This window comes from Microtetraspora sp. AC03309, from assembly GCF_020826795.1.
Taxonomy (GTDB): Bacteria; Actinomycetota; Actinomycetes; order Streptosporangiales; family Streptosporangiaceae; genus Microtetraspora; species Microtetraspora glauca.
Genome location: NZ_JADDIL010000092.1, coordinates 1 through 19,758, shown reverse-complemented (window position 1 = coordinate 19,758; position 19,758 = coordinate 1). Strand labels below are relative to the sequence as shown.

Annotated in this window: 19 protein-coding genes; 5 read left to right on the top strand and 14 right to left on the bottom strand. The window is 70.3% G+C overall.

All coding sequences use genetic code 11. The annotated features are described in order from the left end of the window. Positions 1-7 precede the first annotated feature (7 nt). Together IMZ11_RS36935 and IMZ11_RS36930 are read left to right on the top strand one after the other, a co-directional pair. Positions 8-1,471, top strand: coding sequence for a benzaldehyde dehydrogenase (locus IMZ11_RS36935; RefSeq protein WP_228647228.1), 1,464 nt, complete (start codon positions 8-10; stop codon positions 1,469-1,471). A 31-nt stretch (positions 1,472-1,502) separates the two neighbouring features. After that, positions 1,503-1,754 (top strand): hypothetical protein, encoded by a 252-nt coding sequence (locus IMZ11_RS36930; RefSeq protein WP_228647226.1) that lies wholly within the window; start codon positions 1,503-1,505, stop codon positions 1,752-1,754. Here the strand turns inward: IMZ11_RS36930 and IMZ11_RS36925 are convergent. Then, positions 1,737-2,627 carry an IS701 family transposase gene (locus IMZ11_RS36925; RefSeq protein ID WP_374463200.1) on the bottom strand — a complete coding sequence of 297 codons (891 nt, stop codon included), beginning with the start codon at positions 2,625-2,627 and terminating at the stop codon, positions 1,737-1,739. The genes IMZ11_RS36930 and IMZ11_RS36925 overlap by 18 nt on opposite strands. Before the next feature lie 72 nt (positions 2,628-2,699). Here IMZ11_RS36925 and IMZ11_RS36920 point away from each other — a divergent pair, with 72 nt between their 5' ends. Beyond that, positions 2,700-3,299 carry a hypothetical protein gene (locus IMZ11_RS36920; protein ID WP_228647224.1) on the top strand — a complete coding sequence of 200 codons (600 nt, stop codon included), beginning with the start codon at positions 2,700-2,702 and terminating at the stop codon, positions 3,297-3,299. Positions 3,300-3,865: 566 nt separating this feature from the next. On the opposite strand, the gene IMZ11_RS36915 is transcribed toward IMZ11_RS36920, so the two are convergent. Further along, complete coding sequence (locus IMZ11_RS36915) at positions 3,866-4,291, bottom strand: ATP-binding protein (RefSeq protein WP_228647222.1); 426 nt, start codon at positions 4,289-4,291, stop codon at positions 3,866-3,868. Between the two features lie 30 nt (positions 4,292-4,321). On the opposite strand from IMZ11_RS36915, the gene IMZ11_RS36910 reads away from it, so the two are divergent. Then, positions 4,322-4,681 carry a hypothetical protein gene (locus IMZ11_RS36910; RefSeq protein ID WP_374463199.1) on the top strand — a complete coding sequence of 120 codons (360 nt, stop codon included), beginning with the start codon at positions 4,322-4,324 and terminating at the stop codon, positions 4,679-4,681. A gap of 146 nt (positions 4,682-4,827) precedes the next feature. Here the strand turns inward: IMZ11_RS36910 and IMZ11_RS36905 are convergent, their stop codons facing one another. The 12 genes from IMZ11_RS36905 to IMZ11_RS36850 form a co-directional block, all read right to left on the bottom strand. Beyond that, complete coding sequence (locus IMZ11_RS36905; protein WP_228647220.1) at positions 4,828-6,471, bottom strand: GMC oxidoreductase; 1,644 nt, start codon at positions 6,469-6,471, stop codon at positions 4,828-4,830. A gap of 88 nt (positions 6,472-6,559) precedes the next feature. Next, positions 6,560-7,060 carry a carboxymuconolactone decarboxylase family protein gene (locus IMZ11_RS36900; RefSeq protein ID WP_061261425.1) on the bottom strand — a complete coding sequence of 167 codons (501 nt, stop codon included), beginning with the start codon at positions 7,058-7,060 and terminating at the stop codon, positions 6,560-6,562. Next, on the bottom strand, positions 7,057-8,136 hold the full coding sequence (locus IMZ11_RS36895) for a dihydrodipicolinate reductase (protein ID WP_228647218.1): 1,080 nt from the start codon (positions 8,134-8,136) through the stop codon (positions 7,057-7,059). The genes IMZ11_RS36900 and IMZ11_RS36895 overlap by 4 nt, the downstream gene beginning before the upstream one ends. Before the next feature lie 266 nt (positions 8,137-8,402). Then, positions 8,403-8,897: a nuclear transport factor 2 family protein gene (locus IMZ11_RS36890; protein WP_228647216.1), complete on the bottom strand. Its 495-nt coding sequence runs from the start codon at positions 8,895-8,897 to the stop codon at positions 8,403-8,405. 31 nt (positions 8,898-8,928) lie between these two features. Beyond that, a complete protein-coding gene (locus IMZ11_RS36885; protein WP_228647214.1) occupies positions 8,929-9,807 on the bottom strand; it encodes a TIGR03619 family F420-dependent LLM class oxidoreductase in 879 nt (292 codons plus the stop codon). Between the two features lie 71 nt (positions 9,808-9,878). Continuing rightward, a complete protein-coding gene (locus tag IMZ11_RS36880) occupies positions 9,879-11,507 on the bottom strand; it encodes an amidohydrolase (protein WP_228647212.1) in 1,629 nt (542 codons plus the stop codon). A gap of 31 nt (positions 11,508-11,538) precedes the next feature. Continuing rightward, entirely contained in the window at positions 11,539-12,954 is a 1,416-nt protein-coding gene (locus IMZ11_RS36875) for an amidase (protein WP_228647210.1), read from the bottom strand. Further along, positions 12,951-13,850 carry an ABC transporter ATP-binding protein gene (locus IMZ11_RS36870; protein ID WP_228647208.1) on the bottom strand — a complete coding sequence of 300 codons (900 nt, stop codon included), beginning with the start codon at positions 13,848-13,850 and terminating at the stop codon, positions 12,951-12,953. The genes IMZ11_RS36875 and IMZ11_RS36870 overlap by 4 nt, the downstream gene beginning before the upstream one ends. Further along, positions 13,843-14,811 (bottom strand): ABC transporter ATP-binding protein, encoded by a 969-nt coding sequence (locus IMZ11_RS36865; protein WP_228647205.1) that lies wholly within the window; start codon positions 14,809-14,811, stop codon positions 13,843-13,845. The genes IMZ11_RS36870 and IMZ11_RS36865 overlap by 8 nt, the downstream gene beginning before the upstream one ends. Next, on the bottom strand, positions 14,808-15,674 hold the full coding sequence (locus IMZ11_RS36860) for an ABC transporter permease (RefSeq protein WP_228647203.1): 867 nt from the start codon (positions 15,672-15,674) through the stop codon (positions 14,808-14,810). Before IMZ11_RS36860 ends, IMZ11_RS36865 begins: the two co-directional genes overlap by 4 nt. Continuing rightward, positions 15,671-16,621 carry an ABC transporter permease gene (locus IMZ11_RS36855; protein ID WP_228647201.1) on the bottom strand — a complete coding sequence of 317 codons (951 nt, stop codon included), beginning with the start codon at positions 16,619-16,621 and terminating at the stop codon, positions 15,671-15,673. Before IMZ11_RS36855 ends, IMZ11_RS36860 begins: the two co-directional genes overlap by 4 nt. Positions 16,622-16,629: 8 nt before the next feature. Continuing rightward, a complete protein-coding gene (locus IMZ11_RS36850; protein WP_228647199.1) occupies positions 16,630-18,249 on the bottom strand; it encodes an ABC transporter substrate-binding protein in 1,620 nt (539 codons plus the stop codon). Positions 18,250-18,410: 161 nt separating this feature from the next. On the opposite strand from IMZ11_RS36850, the gene IMZ11_RS36845 reads away from it, so the two are divergent. Further along, positions 18,411-19,487 carry a LacI family DNA-binding transcriptional regulator gene (locus tag IMZ11_RS36845; RefSeq protein WP_228647197.1) on the top strand — a complete coding sequence of 359 codons (1,077 nt, stop codon included), beginning with the start codon at positions 18,411-18,413 and terminating at the stop codon, positions 19,485-19,487. Positions 19,488-19,758 lie beyond the last annotated feature (271 nt).

Here is a 19,758-nt window from a genome sequence, read left to right as displayed (position 1 = left end):
GCCCGCTGTGGGACTTCTCGACAGCGTCGACTGGCAGGGCAACATCTTCAAGAACGGCGAGTGGACCGCCGGACGCGGAGGCGACTACGCGGTCGTCGAGCCCGCGACCGGGAGGGAGCTCGGCCGGATGGGGCGGGCGACCCCCGAGGACGTCGCCGAGGCCGGTGTGACCGCCGCGCGGGCGCAGAGGGAGTGGGCGGCGCTGCCGCACACCGCGCGTGCCGCCGTACTGCGCAGGGCCGGGGATCTCTGGCAGAAGCACGCCGAGGAGATCAGCGGCTGGAACATCCGCGAGGTCGGCGCGGTCCCCGGGATGGCCGGGTTCGCGCTGCACGTCGCGGCGGAGGAGTGCTACGAGGCGTCCTCCCTGCCCGGCCGGGCGATCGGCGAGGTCCTGCCGTCGGAGGAGCCGCGGCTGTCCATGGCACGCCGGATGCCGGCGGGCGTGGTCAGCGTGATCTCGCCGTTCAACGTGCCGATCATCCTCGGCATCCGGTCGGTCGCCCCGGCGCTCGCGCTCGGCAACGCGGTCATCCTCAAGCCGGACCCGCGTACCGCGGTCACCGGCGGAACGCTGATGGCGCGCGTGTTCGAGGAGGCCGGCCTGCCGCCCGGCGTCCTGCAGATGGTGCCCGGCGGCGCCGACGTCGGCGAGGCCGTGGTCACCGATCCGAGCATCCGGGTCATCTCGTTCACCGGCTCGACCCCCGTGGGCCGCCGGATCGGCGAGCTCGCGGGCCGGCACCTCAAGCGCGCGCACCTCGAACTCGGCGGCAACTCCGCGCTGCTGGTGCTCGACGACGCGGACGTGGACGCGGCGGTGAACCTGGCCGCGTGGGGATCGTTCTTCCACCAGGGCCAGATCTGCATGACGACCGGCCGTCACCTGGTCTCCGACCGGCTGTACGACGAGTTCGTGGAGCGTCTGGCGGAGAAGGCCGGCGCGTTGCCGGTCGGCGACCCGGCGTCCGGCGAGGTCGCGCTGGGACCGGTCATCGACGCGGGACAGCGCGACAAGATCCACCGCATGGTCACGGCCAGCGCCGACCAGGGCGCGAGGGTCGCCGCCGGCGGGACCTACGAGGAGCTCTTCTACCGGCCCACGGTGCTGGCCGACGTCCCGCTCACCGCGCCCGCCTTCGCCGACGAGGTGTTCGGCCCCGTCGCCCCGGTCACCCGGGTGTCCTCGGTCGAGGAGGCGATCGAGCTGGCCGGTGCCAGCGAGTACGGGCTCTCCCTCGGCATCGTGACCCGTGACGTGATGCACGGGCTCGCGGTCGCGGAGCGGATCCCCACCGGCATCGTGCACATCAACGACCAGACTGTGAACGACGAGGCCAACGCGCCGTTCGGCGGCGTACGCGCCTCCGGCACCGGCTCCCGGTTCGGCGGCGCCGCGGCGAACATCGAGGCGTTCACCGAGACCCGCTGGATCACGATGCGCGGCAAGCCGGCGCAGTACCCGTTCTGACACCCGTTCCGGCGCACCCGTTCTGACACCGTTGCGGCGCGACCGCCGCGCGCGGCCGATCGGACCCGATCCGGTCGGCCGCCGCTCGGTGTCACCGGTCATCGATCCGGTTGGCGGCGACGGTCAGCAGGGCTCGGGCGACGGCGACGACGAGGTGGCGGACCTGCGCAGCGCCAGGATGCTCGCCACCGCGCCGGGGTGGCACCCCGGTCAGCTGATGGCCGGGTTCGACGCCTCGACGCTGAAGTGCAGGCCAAGTGAATTACTAGTACTCCAGCCATAGTTCCTGATGCTCGCTGGTGCGCCGGTTCCGGCGGATCAGTAACCAGTGCCGGCCTGGCCGTTCGCAGTCGAGTTCGACGGCGGCCCAGTCGTAGTAGCGGTGCCCCTTGGCGCCATGCCCGGCCGACAACCGCTGCCACGACGCCTGCGCCACCGAAAAGATCACTTGGTCGGCTCGGCAGGCTCCCGCGCCGGTGGTCACCCGGTGGCTGGAGGCGACCGCGAGTACGTACCCGACCTTGCGGGCTTCCAGCTCCGCTCGCAGGTACGGGCTTTGGCCATACACCTCATCGCCGGCCACCCACCTCGCCTGGACGCCGGCATCCAGGGCGCGGGCGACCATCCACGTCGCCAGTTCGCCCTTGGTGGCGAACTGGCGGTCCTGCGGCACTCCCGCCCGTCGGCACCGCTCGGCGTCGCCCGTCCACGCCTGAGGCAGATACAGCTCCCGGTCGATGAACGCGTGCCCGGCGGGGGTGGAGTAGGCGAGGAAGACGGCGACCTGGCTGTTTCGATCTATCCGGCGGTGCCGGTGTACTGGCGCTGCACGCCGACCGTGCCGGTGCCCTTCTTCAGGTCGCCGGTCTCGTCCACCACCAGCACCCGCGCCATCTTGCCCGAGGTGCTCCACCACATAACCGCGCAGGTCGTCGCGGACGGCGTCGGCGTCCCATACCGCGCGTGACAGCAGGTGCTGCGTCCCATCCGGCGTGCGGTCTCCGGCGTGTTCGGCCAGCGTCCAGCAGTTTTTGCGCGGTAACTCCGATAGCAGCCCGCTTAGCAGGTCGGTGAGCGTAGTACCTGCTACGAGGAACGAAGCACTAGATCCGTAGGTGGCCGTCGTGGGATCAAGCTGTGAACAAGTCGCGTCCAAGGTGACTACTAGTGCCGTCTGCGAGCGTGTCCCACCTCGGCGGTGAACGCCATATCGTAAGAAAGGGTAAAGATGAACGGCAACAAGAGATCGCTGGTTATCGGCGCACTGATAGGAATGGTCGCCGGAGGGTCGGGGATTGCGGTCGCGGGAGCGGTGGCCGACAGCGAGACGATCACGGCGTGTGTGAGCACGAACGGGACGCTGCGGATTCCGGCGGGAGACTCTCCCACAGGCTCTTCCGACCAGGGCGCGCGGGGCGCTCTTCCCGTTCCCACCAGTACGACGGCGCCCCGCGGGTGCCTGGACGGTGAGCGGACGATCTCCTGGAACCAGACGGGTCCGGTCGGCCCGCAGGGCGCACAGGGTGGGACCGGCCCGGCCGGGCCGAAGGGGGAGCCGGGCATTTCCGGCAGGGAAATTGTCAAGACCCGCGGCGTATTCGCTGCCCACGCCACCAATATGGTCGAGGTCGCCTGCCCGCAGGGCAAGACGCCCATCAACGCGAGCTACGTCGCTGGGTATGCCGCCGGGCCGGGTTTCGTCGACCAGATGCAGGTGGGCTATTGGGGACCCCTCTACGATGAGGGCACCTGGTTCTACCGGGCCACCAACCCCCTCGATGTTCCCGTCGCTGTTCAGGTGACCGTCATGTGCGCGGTTTTGTCCTGATCCACCGGACAGGTCATGGGGGAGCCCCTGGAGCGGGTTTCCGTCCCGGTACGCGGCCGAGAGCCGACGGGAGCGTCATGGGGTGTCCGGACCGCTCGCCGCCCCTTGCCGCAGGTTCGAACTCATCCGAGACGGCCCTCCACGGTAGAACGGCCAGCGCCGACCGGTCGTGACAACTGTCATGCGGAGATCGAATACGGCAGCGCTTCGCGCCGTTGCGCGGCGGGGTCTGCCCGCCGTACCGAGCGCTCGCCGTACCGAAACGCACCCGCCGCCCTGGGTACGCGCTGCCGCCGCTGCGACCGCCGGCCCAACCGCTATGAGGTCCCTTCGGGGTGCCTTCGGCATTGCGCCGGCCGTCTCCGCTCTGCGCGTTCATCAGGCACACGAGGTTCGCGGGGAAAGGACAAGCCTGCCGCCCCGCTTCCGGTGCTCGCGCCTGGCGGCACTGCGCTCCGGGTCGAGTTGCCATCGGATGACGGGGCCACGTGATCACGGTCATTTCTGGTCGGGTGCGGCGGCACGACTACGGGGAAGGTCGCGCCGCCGCACCGGCTTTCACGGGGTCATCGGTAAGTGAGCTGTACCCAGACCGCGCGGCCTATCTCGGGGTCGTAGTCGGTTCCCCATGCGCTGGACAGGAGGTCCACCCATGCCAGGCCCCGCCCGCCGAGATTGTCGCTGTCGGCAGGCCGCATCGCGGGGACGTTGACCGCTGAACCCTTGTCGATCACCTCGATGTGGACCAGGCCCTCCCCCAGGCCGACGCCGACCGTGATGACCTCGTCAGGGTGACCCGAGTCGCTGTGAAGAATCGAGTTGGTGACGACCTCGCTCACCAGTAGCTCCACCGTCTCCATGACCTCCGCCGAGGCTGTGATGTGCGCGCTCAGCACCTTCAGCACCCAGTGGCGCGCGTCCGATGCCGACTGTGGCACCCCGTGGAAATCCCGATGGTCCAGGAACCGGAGCCCGTTCCAGCGATTGAGCATCGCTTCGAACGCCTCATAGACGAACTGGCGATGTGGATGGTCGCCCGCCGTCGCTGGACCATCGAGGAGTCCTTCCAGACCGGCAAGGGGTTGACCGGCCTGGACGAGCATCACGTCCGCCGATGGACGTCCTGGTACCGGTGGACCACCCTGGCGATGCTCGCCCACGCCTTCCTCACCGCGGTCACCGCCCACCACCGCGCCGACCACCCGGCCGCACCTGAGCTGGTGCCACTGACGCTCGGCGAGACCCGGCGCTTACTCGTCCGGCTGCTCATCCAGACCGCCCGCAGCATGACTGACCTGCTGCGCTGGTCTCGCTGGCGGCGACGCCATCAAGCCCGCGCCCGAGTCAGCCATTACCGGCGGCAAGCTCTTTACGAGCCCTGATCAGGTTCGCCAGCCGGAGATGCAGCGGGACGTCGGCCAGCACTTGCCGGCGGCGACCTCAGCGGAAAGGGCGCGTTGAACTCCAGTGCGGCCCCGCGAGGCCGGCCACGGGCGCTCCGTGGCCGGCCTTTCGCACCGGGCCGTGCTCACAGGTCGGTCGTGATGATCTTTTCGATGTTCCGCTCGGCGAGCGCCGTGATGGTGACGAACGGGTTGACGGTGGTGTTGCCGGGGATCAGCGAGCCGTCGATGACGTACAGCCCGGGATATCCGGCGAGGCGGCCGTAGTTGTCGGTGGCCTTGTTCAGAACCGCGCCGCCGAGCGGGTGGTACGTGAGGTGGTCACCCCAGATCTTGTAGACGCCGAAGAGGTCGGTCCGGTAGATCGTCCCCTCCTTGGCGTTGATCTTGTCGAAGATCGTCTTGGCCATGTCGATGGCCGGCTGCTTCCAGGAGGTCTGCCAGTTCAGGTCCACCGTTCCCGTGGCGGCGTTCCAGGAGAACTGGGCGCGGTGCGGATTGTTGGTGATCGACAGATAGAACGAGGCGTACGTCTCGATCCCGGTGGGCAGCGGCGCGACCTCGGCGAAGGCGCCACCGGCGGCCCAGTTGTCGATGCCGCCGCAGGGGATGGTCGACTGGAGCTTGCCGGTCGGGTCCCACAGGTGGTTGGCGCGGCCGCACATGACGTTGCCGTTGTCGCCCCAGCCCTTGCCGATCTCGTCGTTCAGGTCGGGCAGTACGCCGGTGGCCTTCAGCTTGACCAGGAGCTTGCTGGTGCCGACGCTGCCCGCGGCGAAGAACACCTTGTCCGCGGTCACGGTCTTGGTGGCGGTGGTGGCACCACTGGTGTCGATCTGCTCGATGACGACCGTGTAGCCGCCACCGGCCGCCGGAGCGACCGAGGTGACCTTGTGCAGCGCCGAGACGGTGACCTTGCCGGTGGCCTTGGCCTGGGCGATGTAGGTCTTCTGCAGTGACTTCTTGCCGTGGTTGTTGCCGTAGAGGATCTCGCCGTCCAGCGCCGACTTGGTGACGGTCCCGGCCGCCTCCTGCTTCATGTAGTCCCAGTCGTACACGTCGGGCACGAAGACGAACGGGAAGCCGGAACGCTGGGCGTGTTTGCGGCCGACCCTGGCGTACTGGTAGCAGGCGGTGGAGTCGAACCAGGCCGGGTCGACGGTGCCGACCCCGAGTCCGGCGTTGGCGCGCGGGTAGTAGACGTCGTACATCTCGTCGGGGTTCACCGACGGGAGGATGGCGGCGAAGTTCTCGCGCTTGGGGGTGACCGCCATGCCGCCGTTGACCAGCGAACCGCCCCCGACGCCGCGGCCCTGGTAGACCGTGATGCCGCTGAATTCCTCGGCGTCCAGGATCCCGGTGTAGCGGGAGATGTCCTTGTCGATCGGGTATCCGAGGAAGTAGTTGAGCGGCGCCTTGGTCCTGGTGCGCAGCCAGTAGGACCGGTGGTCCGGCGAGAGCGTGTTGCAGAAGATCTTGCCGTCGGCGCCGGGGGTGTCCCACGCCATGCCCATCTCGATCATGTGTACGTCGACGCCGGCCTGGGCGAGACGCAGGGCGGCGACGGAGCCGCCGTATCCGGTGCCGATCACCAGGGCGGGGACGTGAGCCCCGGTGGCGATCGAAGCGGTCGCGGATGCGGCCTGTGCGTGGGCTGCGGGAGCGCGGCCGGTGAGGGCCGCGAGTCCCAAGAGAGAACCGGTTCCAGCGATGAATCCACGGCGTGAGACGCCCTTGGAGTCAGAACCGGCCGACGCGCTGTCACTCATGCGAGGTTCCTCACTCTCAGCCAAAGGAGAACGGGTTCTACATATCGGGTTGCGCCTTGGGTGATGGGTGACGTGTCGCCGGGGGCGTCTACCGCCTGTCCGAGGGAGAGCGACCGCTGGGCAGCATGCACACGGTGTCGAGGCCCAGTACGTGGTTGAGCCGGCCGAACGCCAGCCAGGAGCCGATGCACATGCTCAGCTCCACGATCTCGACCTGGCTGTAGTGCGCGGTCATCCGCGTCCAGAACTCGTCGTCGAGGTTGTGGTGGTCCAGGGCGTACCGCTCGGCGTACTCGGCGGCCAGCCGGGTGCGGTCGTCGAAGGCGTCGGTGGTGCGCCACCGGGTCACCGCGTCGGCGAACTCCTCCTCGACCTTCTGCCCGTCCCGTTCCGTCCGCCAGTCGAGGCAGAAGACGCACCCGTTGATCTGCGCGATCCGCAGCCGCGCGGCCTCGAACTCGCGGAGGCCGAGGGTCGTGTGGGCGTACACCGCCAGCGAGAGTTTCGAGGCGGCGACCCCGATGCCGGGGACCATCTCGCCCCACACGTACTCGATCGCGTCCCTTCCGTCCGGGATGTCGATCCTCATGATCGTTTCCTTCCGAGCCTGCCGACCGCGGGGCGCAGCGGGACGTCGAGCGCGTCGTAGAGTCCGGGCTCGGCCGCCACGAGCCAGTCGATGGCGCTCACCAGCCGGCCGACCGCGGTGGCGTTCCCGCCCGCGGACCGGTTGCCGCCCTCGTCGGTGGCCTCGACCGTGACCTCGATGCGCGGGCGGCCCTCGATGATCACCCGATGCGCGCCCTCGCCGTCGGGCGGCGTCGGCCAGTCCGGCGCGCAGGACGGGTGGATGCGGGTGACGTGCTCGATGACGATGCGCGGCTCGCCCTCGACGATGCCCTGCACCTCGAACCGGACCGCGCCCTGGGTGCCGGCCTCGAAATCGCCCATCGTCGCGGTGCTCACCGTCGCGGCGAGCGGGCGCCGATCCAGCGTCTCGCGGATCTCGTCGAGTTCGACGCCGAGGGCCCTCGCCATCAGTCGTACCTGGCCGCCCCACACCATGGTCGGGACCGTCGGCGCGATCATCGGCGGCTCGTAGTCCATCGGCTGGCCCATCCCGACCAGGTAGCGGACCGAGTCGGGCTGGTCGTAGGTGGAGTAGTCGAAGATCTCCTGGCAGCGGACCACGTCCACGGTGGTGCCGAGTCCGCTGATCAGCAGCGGCAGCACGTCGTTGCCCCAGCCGGGGTCGACGCCGGAGACGAACAGTGAGCCGCCCCCGTCGGCGATGGCGGCCAGCACCGGTTCCCGCAGCTCCGGCGGGGCGTTTCGCTGGTCGTAGAGCGCGTACAGCGAGGGCGTGACGACGACGGCTCCGGCTCGGATCGCCCTGACGATGTCGGCGAGGGCCTCGTCGGGGCGGATGTCGCCGGACGCCGCGTAGACCACGGCGCGGGGGCCGGTGGCCAGAACCGCGTCGATGTCGTCCGTCGCCGCGACGCCCAGACGGTGGTCGAGTCCGCCGAGATCGCCCGCGTCGCGGCCGACCTTGGCGGGATCGTGGACGAGGACGGCCGTGAGTTCCAGTGCCGGATGGGCCTCGACGGCACGGATGGCCGCGCGGCCCACGTTGCCGGTACCCCAGACAATTGTGGACACCATGGGCGGAGGGTAACAAGCGCTTGTTCAACTGTATAGGGCCCCCGCTCGCCCCTGGCGTACCGCTTCCGGGCCCTGTGGCGGGTGGCGACAAAGGGTGTCGAACGGCGGTGACGCGGGCGCGACCCGTTCCCGGGCAGCACGAACTCCGCGCCTGTACGGCGACGCCGTCCGCGCAGGTCACCGTGCCTGCCCGGTTCCTCCCGGCTCGCGGGCGACTCGCCGGGGGAGGGGTCCGGCGGCGCAGCCCCGCGAGGTGTCGGCGGCGTCTACTCGTCCGACCGGACGCCCTCCCGCGCCGGCGCGACCTGATGGGCCTCCGGGGCGGTCAGGGTGGCGATCGCGCGATCCGGTTCCCAGTGGGCGCGGAGCGAGGTGATCGCACCCGCGTCGTCGACGGTGTAAATGATCACGCAGTCGACCGTCATGGTCATGCCGCCGTCCAGCGTCATGGTGATGGAGGCGACGTTGGCGCAGGACGGCCCGTTGGCGAAGGAGTCCCTGACGTGGAAGTGGAACTCCCGCACCGAGCCGACATGGGCGTCCCAGAACGCCGCGATCTCGTCGTACCCGTGGTGCCCCTTTCCCTCGGGATCGAGCATCGAGGGGCCGACGGGATCCTCCACGAGAGCGTCCGGGGCGAACAGGCTCAGCCACTCCGCCCTGCGTCCGGCGGTGACCGCGGCCATGGACGCCCACGACGCCCGGCGCGCGGCGTGGTCGCCGTCCGGCGCCTCCCAGGTGACAGCGGGGGAATCGATCATATGGGAACTGTAACCTGTTCTTGTTTCTGGGTTAAGGGGTGACTTTGGAGATCACCGACTCGGCGAAGCGCTCAAGGTGCTCGATCTTCCTGGCCAGCGGTTCGGTGTCCGGACCCTTGATGTACGGAGCGCGGAAACCGACGATCACGTCGGTGACGCCCTTGTCGGCCAGCCGCCGCACCCCGTCCACGGTGTACGCGTCGAAGGAGATCACGTGGACCTCGAAGGGCCGGTCGGCCGTGCCCTCCTCGGCGCGCAGGGCGGCCAGCCTGGTCAGCAGCGCGTCCAACTCGGCGGCGTCGCCTCCGCCGTGCATCCAGCCGTCGCCGAGGCGGGCGGCCCGGCGCAGCGCCGCGTCGCTGTGCCCGCCGACCAGGATCGGGATCGGCTCGGTGGGGGCGGGAGACATCTTCACCGGCGGCAGGTCGTAGAACTCGCCGTGGTACTCGAAGTAGTCGCCGCTGGTCAGGCCGCGGACCACCTCGATCGCCTCGTCCATCCGCCTGCCGCGCCGCGACCACGGCACCCCCATCAGCGCGAAGTCCTCGGGCCACGGGCTGAGCCCGACGCCCAGGCTCAGCCGGTTGCCGGTCAGGTAGGCGATCGAGCTCGCCTGCTTGGCGACCAGTGCCGGCGGCCGGACCGGCAGCTTGAGCACGAACGGCGTGAACCGGATCGTCGAGGTCGCCACTCCCATGGCCGCGACCAGGATGAACGTCTCGATGAAGCTCTTGTCCTCCAGGAACTCCCGGTCGCCGTCCGCGGTGTACGGATAGCTCGTGGCGGACTCCTTCGGATAGGCGAGAGAGTCCGCCACGCTGATGCTCGCGTACCCGGCGGCCTCGGCGGCCTGGGCCAGCGGGAGGTAGTACGACGGATCGGTCATGGCCTCGGCATAGGTGAAGCGCATGGAAGCCGAGCGTAATAGAACCGGTTCCATTTTAGAAGCTCGGAGTGCCGGGAAGCCGCCGCGACGCGTCGTCAGAAGGCCGGAGCGGTGTGGACCGGGCGGCCCTCGACGTAGGTGGCCAGCACCGACGTCTCGGCGATCTCGCCCGCCGGGATCGAGAAGGGATCGCGGTCGGCGACCACCAGGTCGGCGAGCTTGCCCTCCTCGATCGTTCCGGTCCGGGTGTCCAGGTGGTTCACCCGCGCGGTGCCGATCGTGTAGGCGGCCAGCGCGGCCGCCAGGCTCAGGCGCTGCTCCGGCAGGAACACCTCCGCGTTCTCGCCCGGCGGCGTGCGGTTGACCGCGACGTGGATGCCCAGGAACGGGTCGGGACTGCTGACCGGCCAGTCGCTGCCCGCCGCGAGCGAAGCGCCCGCGCGGGCCAGATCCCCGAACGGGTACTGCCAGCCCGCCCGTTCCGGGCCGAGGAACGGAATGGTCAACTCGTCCATCTGCGGCTCGTGCGACGCCCACAGCGGCTGGAGGTTCGCGGTGATCCCGAGGGCGGCGAACCGCGGCACGTCGTCAGGATGCACGACCTGCAGGTGGGCGATGTGGTGGCGGTTGTCGTTCACGCCGTTGGCGGCCCGCGCCGCCTCGAACGCGTCCAGCGCCTCGCGGGCCGCCCGGTCACCGACCGCGTGCACGTGAATCTGGAAACCCTCGGCGTCCAGGCGGGTGACGTACGCGCGCAGCGCCGACGGATCGACGAAGCTGAGCCCCTGGTTGCCGGTCCCGCAGCCGCAGCCGTCCAGATAGCTGGAGGTCATCGCGGCGGTGAAGTTCTCCGCCACACCGTCCTGCATGATCTTGACGCTGGAGGCGCGGAACCGGCCCGCGCCGCACCTGCGCGCGAGCAGCTCGGGGATCTGTTCCTCACCCCTTTCGCGGTCCCACCAGAGCGCGCCGACCACCCGGGCGGTGAGCAGCCCCGACTCGGCCGCCGCCAGGTACGCCCGCTGGACCTTCTCGTCGACCATCGCGTCCTGCCAGGCGGTGACGCCGGCCGAGTGCAGCCGCCGCTGGCCGGCCTGGAGGGCGCGCAGCATCATGTCCGCGGTCGCCTCGGGGACGTGCCGGCCGACCAGGGCGGACGCGCCTTCGTGGAGCGTGCCCTGCGGGCTGCCGTCGGTCTCCCTCTCGATGCGCCCGTCGACCGGGTCCGGGGTGCCCGCGTCGATGCCGCACAGCTCCAGGGCCCTGGTGTTGACCCAGGCTCCGTGACCGTCCCGGTTGATCAGGTGGACGGGACGGTCGGGGACCACCGCGTCCAGCAGGTGCCTGCTCGGCGTCCCGCCGGGGAACCACTCCATGGACCAGCCGCCTCCGCTGATCCATTCCGTGCCGGGGTTCGCCTCCGCGTACGCGCGGACGGCGGCGGCCGCCTCGCCGGCGTCGCCGGCGTCGTGCAGGTCGCACCTGATCATGGTGAGGCCGGCGAGGACCGGATGGACGTGGGCGTCCTGGAAGCCGGGCAGCAGGGCTCGGCCGACCAGGTCGACGACCTCGGTGGCCGCGCCGATCAGCGGCCGGACGTCCGGGTCCTCGCCGACGGCGACGATCCGGCCGTCGCGGACGGCGACCGCCGTGGCCGTGGCGCGGGACGGTCCGAGCATGTGCACCGGACCTCCGCGGAAGACGAGGTCGGCGGGGGTGGTCATGCGACGTTCTCCTTGGGATGAGAGCAGAGGGTCAGAGCGTTTCGGGGCGGAAGGCCCACGGGCGGACCCGCTCGACGGCGGCGCCGACGTCGAAGACGGTCGCGTCGTCGTAGCTGCGGCCGACGATCTGCACCCCGGTCGGTACGCCGCCCGCGGCGCGGCCGGACGGGACGTTGAGCACCGGGCAGCGGCTGGCGATGTTGAAGACCGGCGTCAGCGCGTATTCCAGGTAGTTGTCGAGCTCCACGCCGTTCACGGAGAACGTGGTGTCGATGTACTCCTCGCCCGCGCGCAGGCCCGGCGCCCCTGTGGTCGGGCAGATCAGCGCGTCGTAGCGGTCGAGCAGCTCGCCGATGGGCCGGTAGATCGCCGCCTCCATCTCCAGCCCGGTCAGGAAGGCGCCGCTCTGCCCCATCGCCTTCTCGGCCCTCGCGGCGAAGTCGAGGGCGTAGGGGTTGAGCAGGTCGCCGTGCTCGGCCGCGACCCGGGTGACCATGGGTCCGAAGATGGCGCCGAAGTGGATGAAGACGGCCGCGAAGACGTCGGCGCGGCGCAGCCCGACCTCGACCTCCTCGACGATCGCCCCGGCCTCCCGCAGCGCGTCGGCGACGGCCTTGGTGTTTGCCGCGATCTCCGGCTCGATCGGCCAGTCGCCCAGGTTCGGCGCGTACGCGACGCGCAGGCCGGTCACATCGCCGAGCCGCTCGGGGATGCGCACGGCGGGGCGGAGGGAGACCACGTCATGGGGGTGCGGGCCGGCGATGACGTTCTGCATGAGCGCGCAGTCGGCGACCGTGCGGGCCATCGACCCGTCATGGCAGTAATGGTCGAGGTTGAACGGCGCCATCGCGGGCACCCGGCCGTAGGGCGGCTTGTAGCCGACCGTGCCGGTGTTGGCGGCGGGCAGCCGGATCGAGCCGCCGATGTCGGAGCCGGTGGCGAGCGTGGCCGTACCGGAGGCGAGTGCCGCGCCCGAGCCGCCCGAGGAGCCGCCGGGCGAGTAGTCCAGGTTCCACGGGTTGCGAGTGATGCCCCACAGTTTGGAGTGGGTGAAGCCCGCGCAGCAGAACTCGGGTGTGGTGGTGCGGGCGTGCACGATGCCGCCCGCGGCCAGCAGCCGCTCGATGACCGGATGGGTCACATCGGCGATGTGGTCGGCGAAGGCGAGCGAGCCGTCCGAGGCGATCCGTCCGGCGATCGGCTGCTCGTCCTTCGCCGCCACGGGGATGCCCTCAAGCGGGCGTGCCGAGCCGTCGCGGTAGGCGTCCTCGGCCTGCTTGGCCTGGAGGAGGGCCTCCTCGAAGGTGCGCTCGCTGAGCGCGTTGACCCGCGGCTCGACGGTCTCGGCGCGTTCGATGACGGCGGTCATCAGCTCGACGGGGGACAGCTCGCGGGACCGGAACAGCCGCAGGGCCTCGGTCGCGGGCAGGTAGGCGAGGTCGGTCACGGGGTGACACTCCTTCTCGTGGGGGCGGCGTCAGGGTCGTGTCGCGCGGGTTCGGCGGCAACCGAGGGGGCCGGCGCCTCCCGCAGCGCGGTCGCGAGGGCGCGCCGGTCGGCGGCGATCTGGGCGGGGTCCCAGCCGGGTCGCGGCACGGAGTGCAGCAACAGGCGGGTGTACGGATGCTCGGGGGCGGCCAGCACGTCCCGGGTGGGCCCCGACTCGACCACGCGCCCCTGGTAGAGCACGAGGATGTCGTCGGCGATGTGCCGGACGAGTGCCAGGTTGTGCGTGACGAACAGGTAGCCGACGCCGGTGTCGCGGCGGATCTCCGCCAGCAGGTCGAGGATCTGGGCCTGGATGGACACGTCGAGTGCGGCGGTCGCCTCGTCCAGGATCAGCACCTTCGGCTCGGTCGCCAGCGCGCGGGCGATGGCGACCCGCTGGCGCTGGCCGCCGGACAGCCGCCTGGGCAGCGCGTCCGCCTCCCGTTCGCCGAGACCGACCCGCTCCAGCAGCTCGTCGCGGCGGGCCCGGCGTTCCCGCGGGCTCATCCCGAAGTGCAGGCGCAGCGGTTCCTCGACGCACTGCGCGACGCTGACGCGGGGGTCGAGCGAGAGGTAGGGGTCCTGGAAGACCATCTGGAGCTCTCGGGCACGGGCCAGCCGGGTCGCCTTGCCGCGGGCCACGTTCGAGCGGTCCCGCCCGACGACGCGGATCCGGCCGGAATCCGGCCGCTCAAGGCCGACGAGCATCCGCGCGGTCGTCGTCTTCCCTGACCCCGACTCGCCCACGATGGCCAGGGAGCCGCCGGGCTTCAGCGAGAAGGAGACGTCGTCGACGGCCACATGGCCGCCGAACGACTTGCGCAGGTTCTCGACCTCCAGCGCGTACTCAGTCATGGATCAGCTCCTCCGCGCGCAGGCAGGCCACCTGGGCTCCGTCGATCTCCCGCTGGACGGGTTCGTCCTCCGTACAGCCGGGCCGGGCGTGGGCGCAGCGGGCCGCGAAGGCGCATCCGCTCGGGGCCTCGGCGAGTGACACCGGACGTCCGGGGACGCCGTGCGGCGGCTGGTCCGACTCCAGCCGCGGGGTCGCGGCCAGCAGTCCCGAGGTGTACGGATGACGCGGCCGGCTGAAGAGCCTTTCGGCGGACTGCGCCTCGACGATCCGGCCCGCGTACATCACGTAGATGCGGTCGCAGATCGCCGCGGCCAGCTCCAGGTCGTGGGTGACGAAGAGCATCCCCATGTCACGCTCGGCCTGCAGCCTGGTGAGGATCGAGATGACCTCGGCCTGGGTGGTGACGTCCAGCGCCGTGGTGGGCTCGTCGGCCAGCAGCAGCCGGGGCCCTCCGGCGAGCGCGCCGGCGATCATCACGCGCTGCAGCATGCCGCCGGAGAACTCGTGCGGATACCTGCGCAGCGCCGCGCGCGGCTCACGGATGCCGACCGACTCCAGCAGCTCCTCGGCCCGCTTGAGCGCGTCCTTCTGCGGCACACCGCCGGCCCGCATCCCCTCGGTGACGAAGTCGCCGATCCTGCGTATCGGGTTGATGGAGGCCCGAGGGTCTTGGAAGATCATGGAGACGTCGCGGCGGCGCAGCTCGCGAAGCCGGTTGGAGGACATCGTCAGGATGTCCTCGCCGTCCACCCGCAGGCTGCCGGCGGCCTGCGAGCCCTCGGGAAGCAACCCCAGCACCGAACGGCAGGTGACGGACTTGCCCGATCCGGACTCGCCGACCAGCCCGACGGCCTCGCCCCGCTCGACGTGCAACGACACACCGTCGAGGATGGGGCGCGCGGCCCTGCCGGCGGCGAGCCGCACGTTCAGGTCCTCGATCTCCAGTAGCCGAGTGGTCATCGCTCCTCCCGCCGTGCGACGCGGTCGGCGATGGACTCGCCGACGAGGCTGAACGCGACCACCGTGATCACGATGGCGACGCCCGGGGCGAGGGCGGGCAGCATCGCGCCCTGGAGCATGGCCGAGGCGCCCTCGTTGATCATCGCGCCCCAGTCGGAGGTGGGCGGTTGCACACCGAAACCGAGGAAGGAGAGGGCCGCGAGGTCCATGAGCGCGTATCCGAAGTTGATCGCGGACTGGGCGAGGATCAGCGGCGCGATGTTGGGCAGCAGGTGCTTCACGCAGATCACCCAGCCGGACCAGCCCTGCACCTTGTACGCCTGGATGTAGGGGCGGGCCTTCTCCTGTATGGCGACGCTGCGCGCCAATCGGCCGACGTACGGGGCGTAGGCGACGCTCATCGCGATCACCGGCGCGGTCAGCCCGACGCCGAAGACCGCCACCAGGAGGATGGCCAGCAGCAGGGCGGGGAAGGAGAAGACGAGCTCCATCGCGCGCGACAGCACGGAGTCGACGACTCCGCCGTACCAGGCGGCGGCCACCCCGATCAGCATGCCGAGCACCGTCGACACGATCACGACCATGAGCGGGCCGAGCAGTCCCGTCCGGGCGCCGAAGATCAGCCGGGACAGGACGTCGCGGCCGGACTGGTCCGCGCCCAGCAGGTGCTCGGGGGTGGAGCCGCTCAGGGTCGCGGACAGGTCCACGGCATCGGGGTCATGCGGCGAGATCAGTGGGGCGAAGGCCGCCGCGAGGATCAGCACGATCAGCACGACGAGGGCGGCCCCGACGAGTTTGTCGCCCCCCGTGATGCGGGCCAGCGGCGCCAGGAACCTGCGCCGGTGGATGGGGACGGCGGTCATCTCGTGCCTCCCTTCGCGTGGGACAGGCGGGGATCGATGAGCGGCTGAACCAGGTCCACGATGAGGTTGGCGACGACGAAGGTCACCACCACCAGCAGGCTGACGGCCTGCACGACCGGGAAGTCCTTGACGGTGACGGAGCTCACCAGCAGCTGGCCGACCCCGGACAGGCCGAAGGCGGTCTCCACGATCGAGGTGGCGACCAGCAGGCCGGCCACGATCGTCCCGGTCACGGTGGTGATCGGGCCGAGGGCGTTGCGCAGCACGTGCCGCCGTACGACGTCCGAGCCGGGCACCCCGCGTGAGCGGGCCACCTCGACGTGCTCGCGTCCCAGCTCTTCCAGCATCGACGTCCGGGTCACCCGGGCCAGCAGGCCGACGAAGGTGAGGGCGAGCGCCGCCGCCGGGAGCGTCAGATGGTAGATCCGGTCACCGAAACCTTCGCCGTTGCCGAAGGCGGGGAACCAGCCCAGTTGGACGGCGAACAGCGAGATCAGCCCGATCGCGGCGACGAACGAGGGGGTGGCCGTGGCGATGCCCGTGCCGACGAGCACCGCCCGGTCGACGACGCCTCGCCGCAGGGCGGCCAGCGCCCCGAACGCCAGCCCTCCGATCAGGATGAGCACGCCGGCGTAGCCGATGAGCAACAGCGTCGTCGGCAGCCGGGCGGCGATCAGACCGCCCACGTCCTGCCGGAACGTCGCGGACTTGCCGAAGTCGCCGGTGACGACGCCGCCGACCCACTTGGTGTACTGGACCAGGAACGGGTCGCTCAGGTGGTACTGCTCTTTGATGGCCGTGATGGCGGCGGGTGACGCCGAGCGCCCTCCCAGGAGGAAGGACGCCGGGTCACCGGGGGCGAGGTGGACCGAACCGAAGACCAGGAACGACGTGACGACCAACGTCACGGCGATCCCTCCGATTCGGCGGAGGAGGAAGCCTGCCATGGTCGAACTCAACCGGCCGAACCCAGAAGAGCGGCCCACGGGTAGACGAGCTGGGAGATGCTGGTCGGCGCGCCGGTGAGCCGCTTGTTCATGAACATGTTGTGCGGCGGCTCGTACAGCGGGATCCAGACCACGTCACGGACGGCGATCTCCTGCAGCTTGGCGACCGTCGCGGCACGTGCGGCCGGGTCGGCCTGGGCGTTCGCCTCGTGGACCAGGGCGTCGTACTCCGGGTTGGAGTAGCCGCCGTAGTTGGAGAAGTCGCCCGTCTCCAGGATTCCGTAGAACTCCAGCGGGTCGGGGGTGTTGTCGTACCAGATCGTCATGACCAGGTCGATGCCCTCACGAGCCTTCGGGTCGGAGAACAGTGCCGTGTAGGCATCGGGGGCGACCGCCTTCAGTTCGACCTTCAGGCCGATCGCCTGCCCGGCCGACTGCACCGCGTTGGCGATGACGCTGATGTCGGGGGAGAGCGTGCTGGTCGCGATCACGACCTTCTTGCCGGTGGCGCCGGCCTCCTCGATCAGCTTCTTCGCGCCGGGGATGTCCTGGGTGAGGGCCGGAAGCTTGTCGTAGTACCCCTTGGCCGCCTCCGGGGCGATTCCCCAGGCGCCGAGTGCGCCCGGCGCCTTCGCCGGTGTGCCGGCTCCGCCCGAGGCGGCCTTGATGATCCCGTCGCGGTCGAGCGCCATGGACAGCGCCTTGCGGACCTTGACGTCACCGAGCGTGCCCTTGAGGTTGGTCGGGATCAGGTTCACGGCCGTCGTGTTGGGACCGAAGTAGAGCGTGCCGCTGCCGGCGGTGCGGAGCTTGGGGAACCCGGGGGGCGGCAGCAGGTAGCCGCCGTCGACCTCGCCGGCGAGCAGCGCGTTGACGCGGGCGGCGGGGTCCGGGATGAACACCATCTTGAGCGCGTTCACCTTGGGCATGAGCGAGGCGTCCCAGTAGCCGGCGAACTTCTTGAAGTTGAGCGACTGGCCCTTCTGCCAGCTGTCGAGGGAGAAGGGGCCGGTGCAGTTGACACCGACGTCCGGGGTGCCGTAGCCCTCCTTGGCCAGCCAGGCGGCGCTCTCGATGGTGCCGGCGGAGGTGCCCATCGACTCGTTGAAGAGCTGGTCGGGCTCCTTCAGGCGGACCGTGACCTCCATCGGCCCGGTCTTCTCGACCTTGTCGACGTTCCTGTAGACCGAAACCCAGTACGAGCCGACCTTGGGGTCCATGTGGCGGCGCATGCTGGCGACGACGTCGTCGGCGGTGAGCGTGGAGCCGTCGTGGAACTTCACGCCGTCGCGGATCGTGTAGACCCAGCGCTTGGGGTCGGGGTTGGCCGCCGCGCCGGCCAGGCCGGGCTCCACCTTCAGGTCGGGGGTGACCCGCATGAGCTGCTCGCACACGTTGGCGAGCACGGTGTTGGGGTGGTAGTCGAAGGCGTACGCGTAGTCCAGGGACTGCGGTTCGGCGTAGAGCGACCAGGTCACCGAGTCCACGGGACTCTTGGCGGGCGGGGTGTCCTTCGTGATCTCGAAAGCGGCGGAGCCGCCACCCTTGCCGGCTTGGGGAGCGCCGCCGCAGGAGGCGACCGCGAGTGCGAGTAGCGCTGTTGCGGCGGCGAAACGGGAGGTGCGCATCGGACCACCTCTTTCTGAACGGGCCGCAACGATCCGGTATGCGGCTGAGGTGGCTGCGAGTATTCGTGAAGGAACGTTCCTGCACAAGGGTTTGGCGGAACGATTCTGCAAAGCTGGGGCCGGGGTGGCGAGCCATCCGGTCAAGATGACAGGATCCGCTCATGAGCCAGTCGGATCGCAGTGCGCGGGTCCGCCTCGTGGACGTGGCCCGTGCCGCGGGCGTGTCCAAGACGACCGTGTCGGACGCGCTGAACGGAACCGGGAGACTTCCCGCGGCCACCCGCGAGCACGTGCAGAAGGTGGCGCGAAGTCTCGGTTACCGCCCGAACGCCACGGCGCGGCTGCTACGCGCCGGGCACACCCGGTTGATCGGCGTCGCGGCGCGGGAGCACGTCGAGACGCCGTGGGTCTACGCCGAGCTGGCGTACTTCGGGCAGCTCGTCACCGCGACGACTCGCGCGGCCCTGGTCCACGGATACGGCGTCGTCCTGCTGCCCACCACCGGCCCCGGCGACTGCTGGCTGGACATGCCGCTGGACGGCGTGTTCGTCGTCGACCCGGTCGAGGGAGACCCGATGGTCGGCGACTTCCTCGCCGCGGGGGTCCCCGTGGTCTCCGACCGCCGGGCACTGAAAGAGGTCGCGAGCAGAGGGACGCAGGAGGCCGGCCGGTGGGTCGACTTCGACTACGGCAGCGCCGCACGACAGGTTCTCGACCATCTGGAGGACGCCGGGGCCGAACGCGTCGCGGTCGTCGCGGCCGCGACCACGGCCTGCTTCCACCAGCAGTCGGTCGACGCCTACCTGGACTGGTGCGCGGAGCGGGGACGTGAACCCCGCATCGCCTACCTCCCGGGTCCCGGCATCCAGAACGTGCTCGACGCGGTCGGGGGGCTGATCGAGGACGCCGACGCGCTCTTCGTCCTGGTCGAGGCCAGCCCGGCGCTCCTGCTCGACACGATACGGAAGTTCGGCCGGTCCGTCCCCGACGACCTGCTGCTCGTCTGCATCACGGAGGACCCGACGGCCCCCTACACGGATCCGCCGGTCAGCACGCTCAGCTACCTGCCGGACGAGACCGCCCAGGCGGCCGTGGCGCTGCTCGTCGACAGCATCGAAGGCCGCGCGGGTGACCATGGCCGCCTCTTCTCGGCCGACTTCCAGATCCGCGCGTCCTCGGTCGCCCCCGGGCACGGGCCCGCGCGGCGGACGGCGGCGTCCCCCCTTCCCCCGGGGTGACGCCTGCCGCTCTCCAGCACGATCGCCGCCATGTAGCGCCGAACGGACGGCCCCGTACCGGCTTCCGGTGCGGGAGCACTCCATGACCACACCGAAGCGGCCACCGCGCGATCACTGCTGAAATGCGTAGATCGGCCGGTGGCCGCTGCCGTGCCCACTGACGTTTTCTCAGCGTGATCGACTCGGACAGTAGGGCTTTCCTGAGCAGAAACGATCACACGCGGGCAGACACGCGGACGAACAGAGAACGCCGGAAACAGGCGTGGAGCCT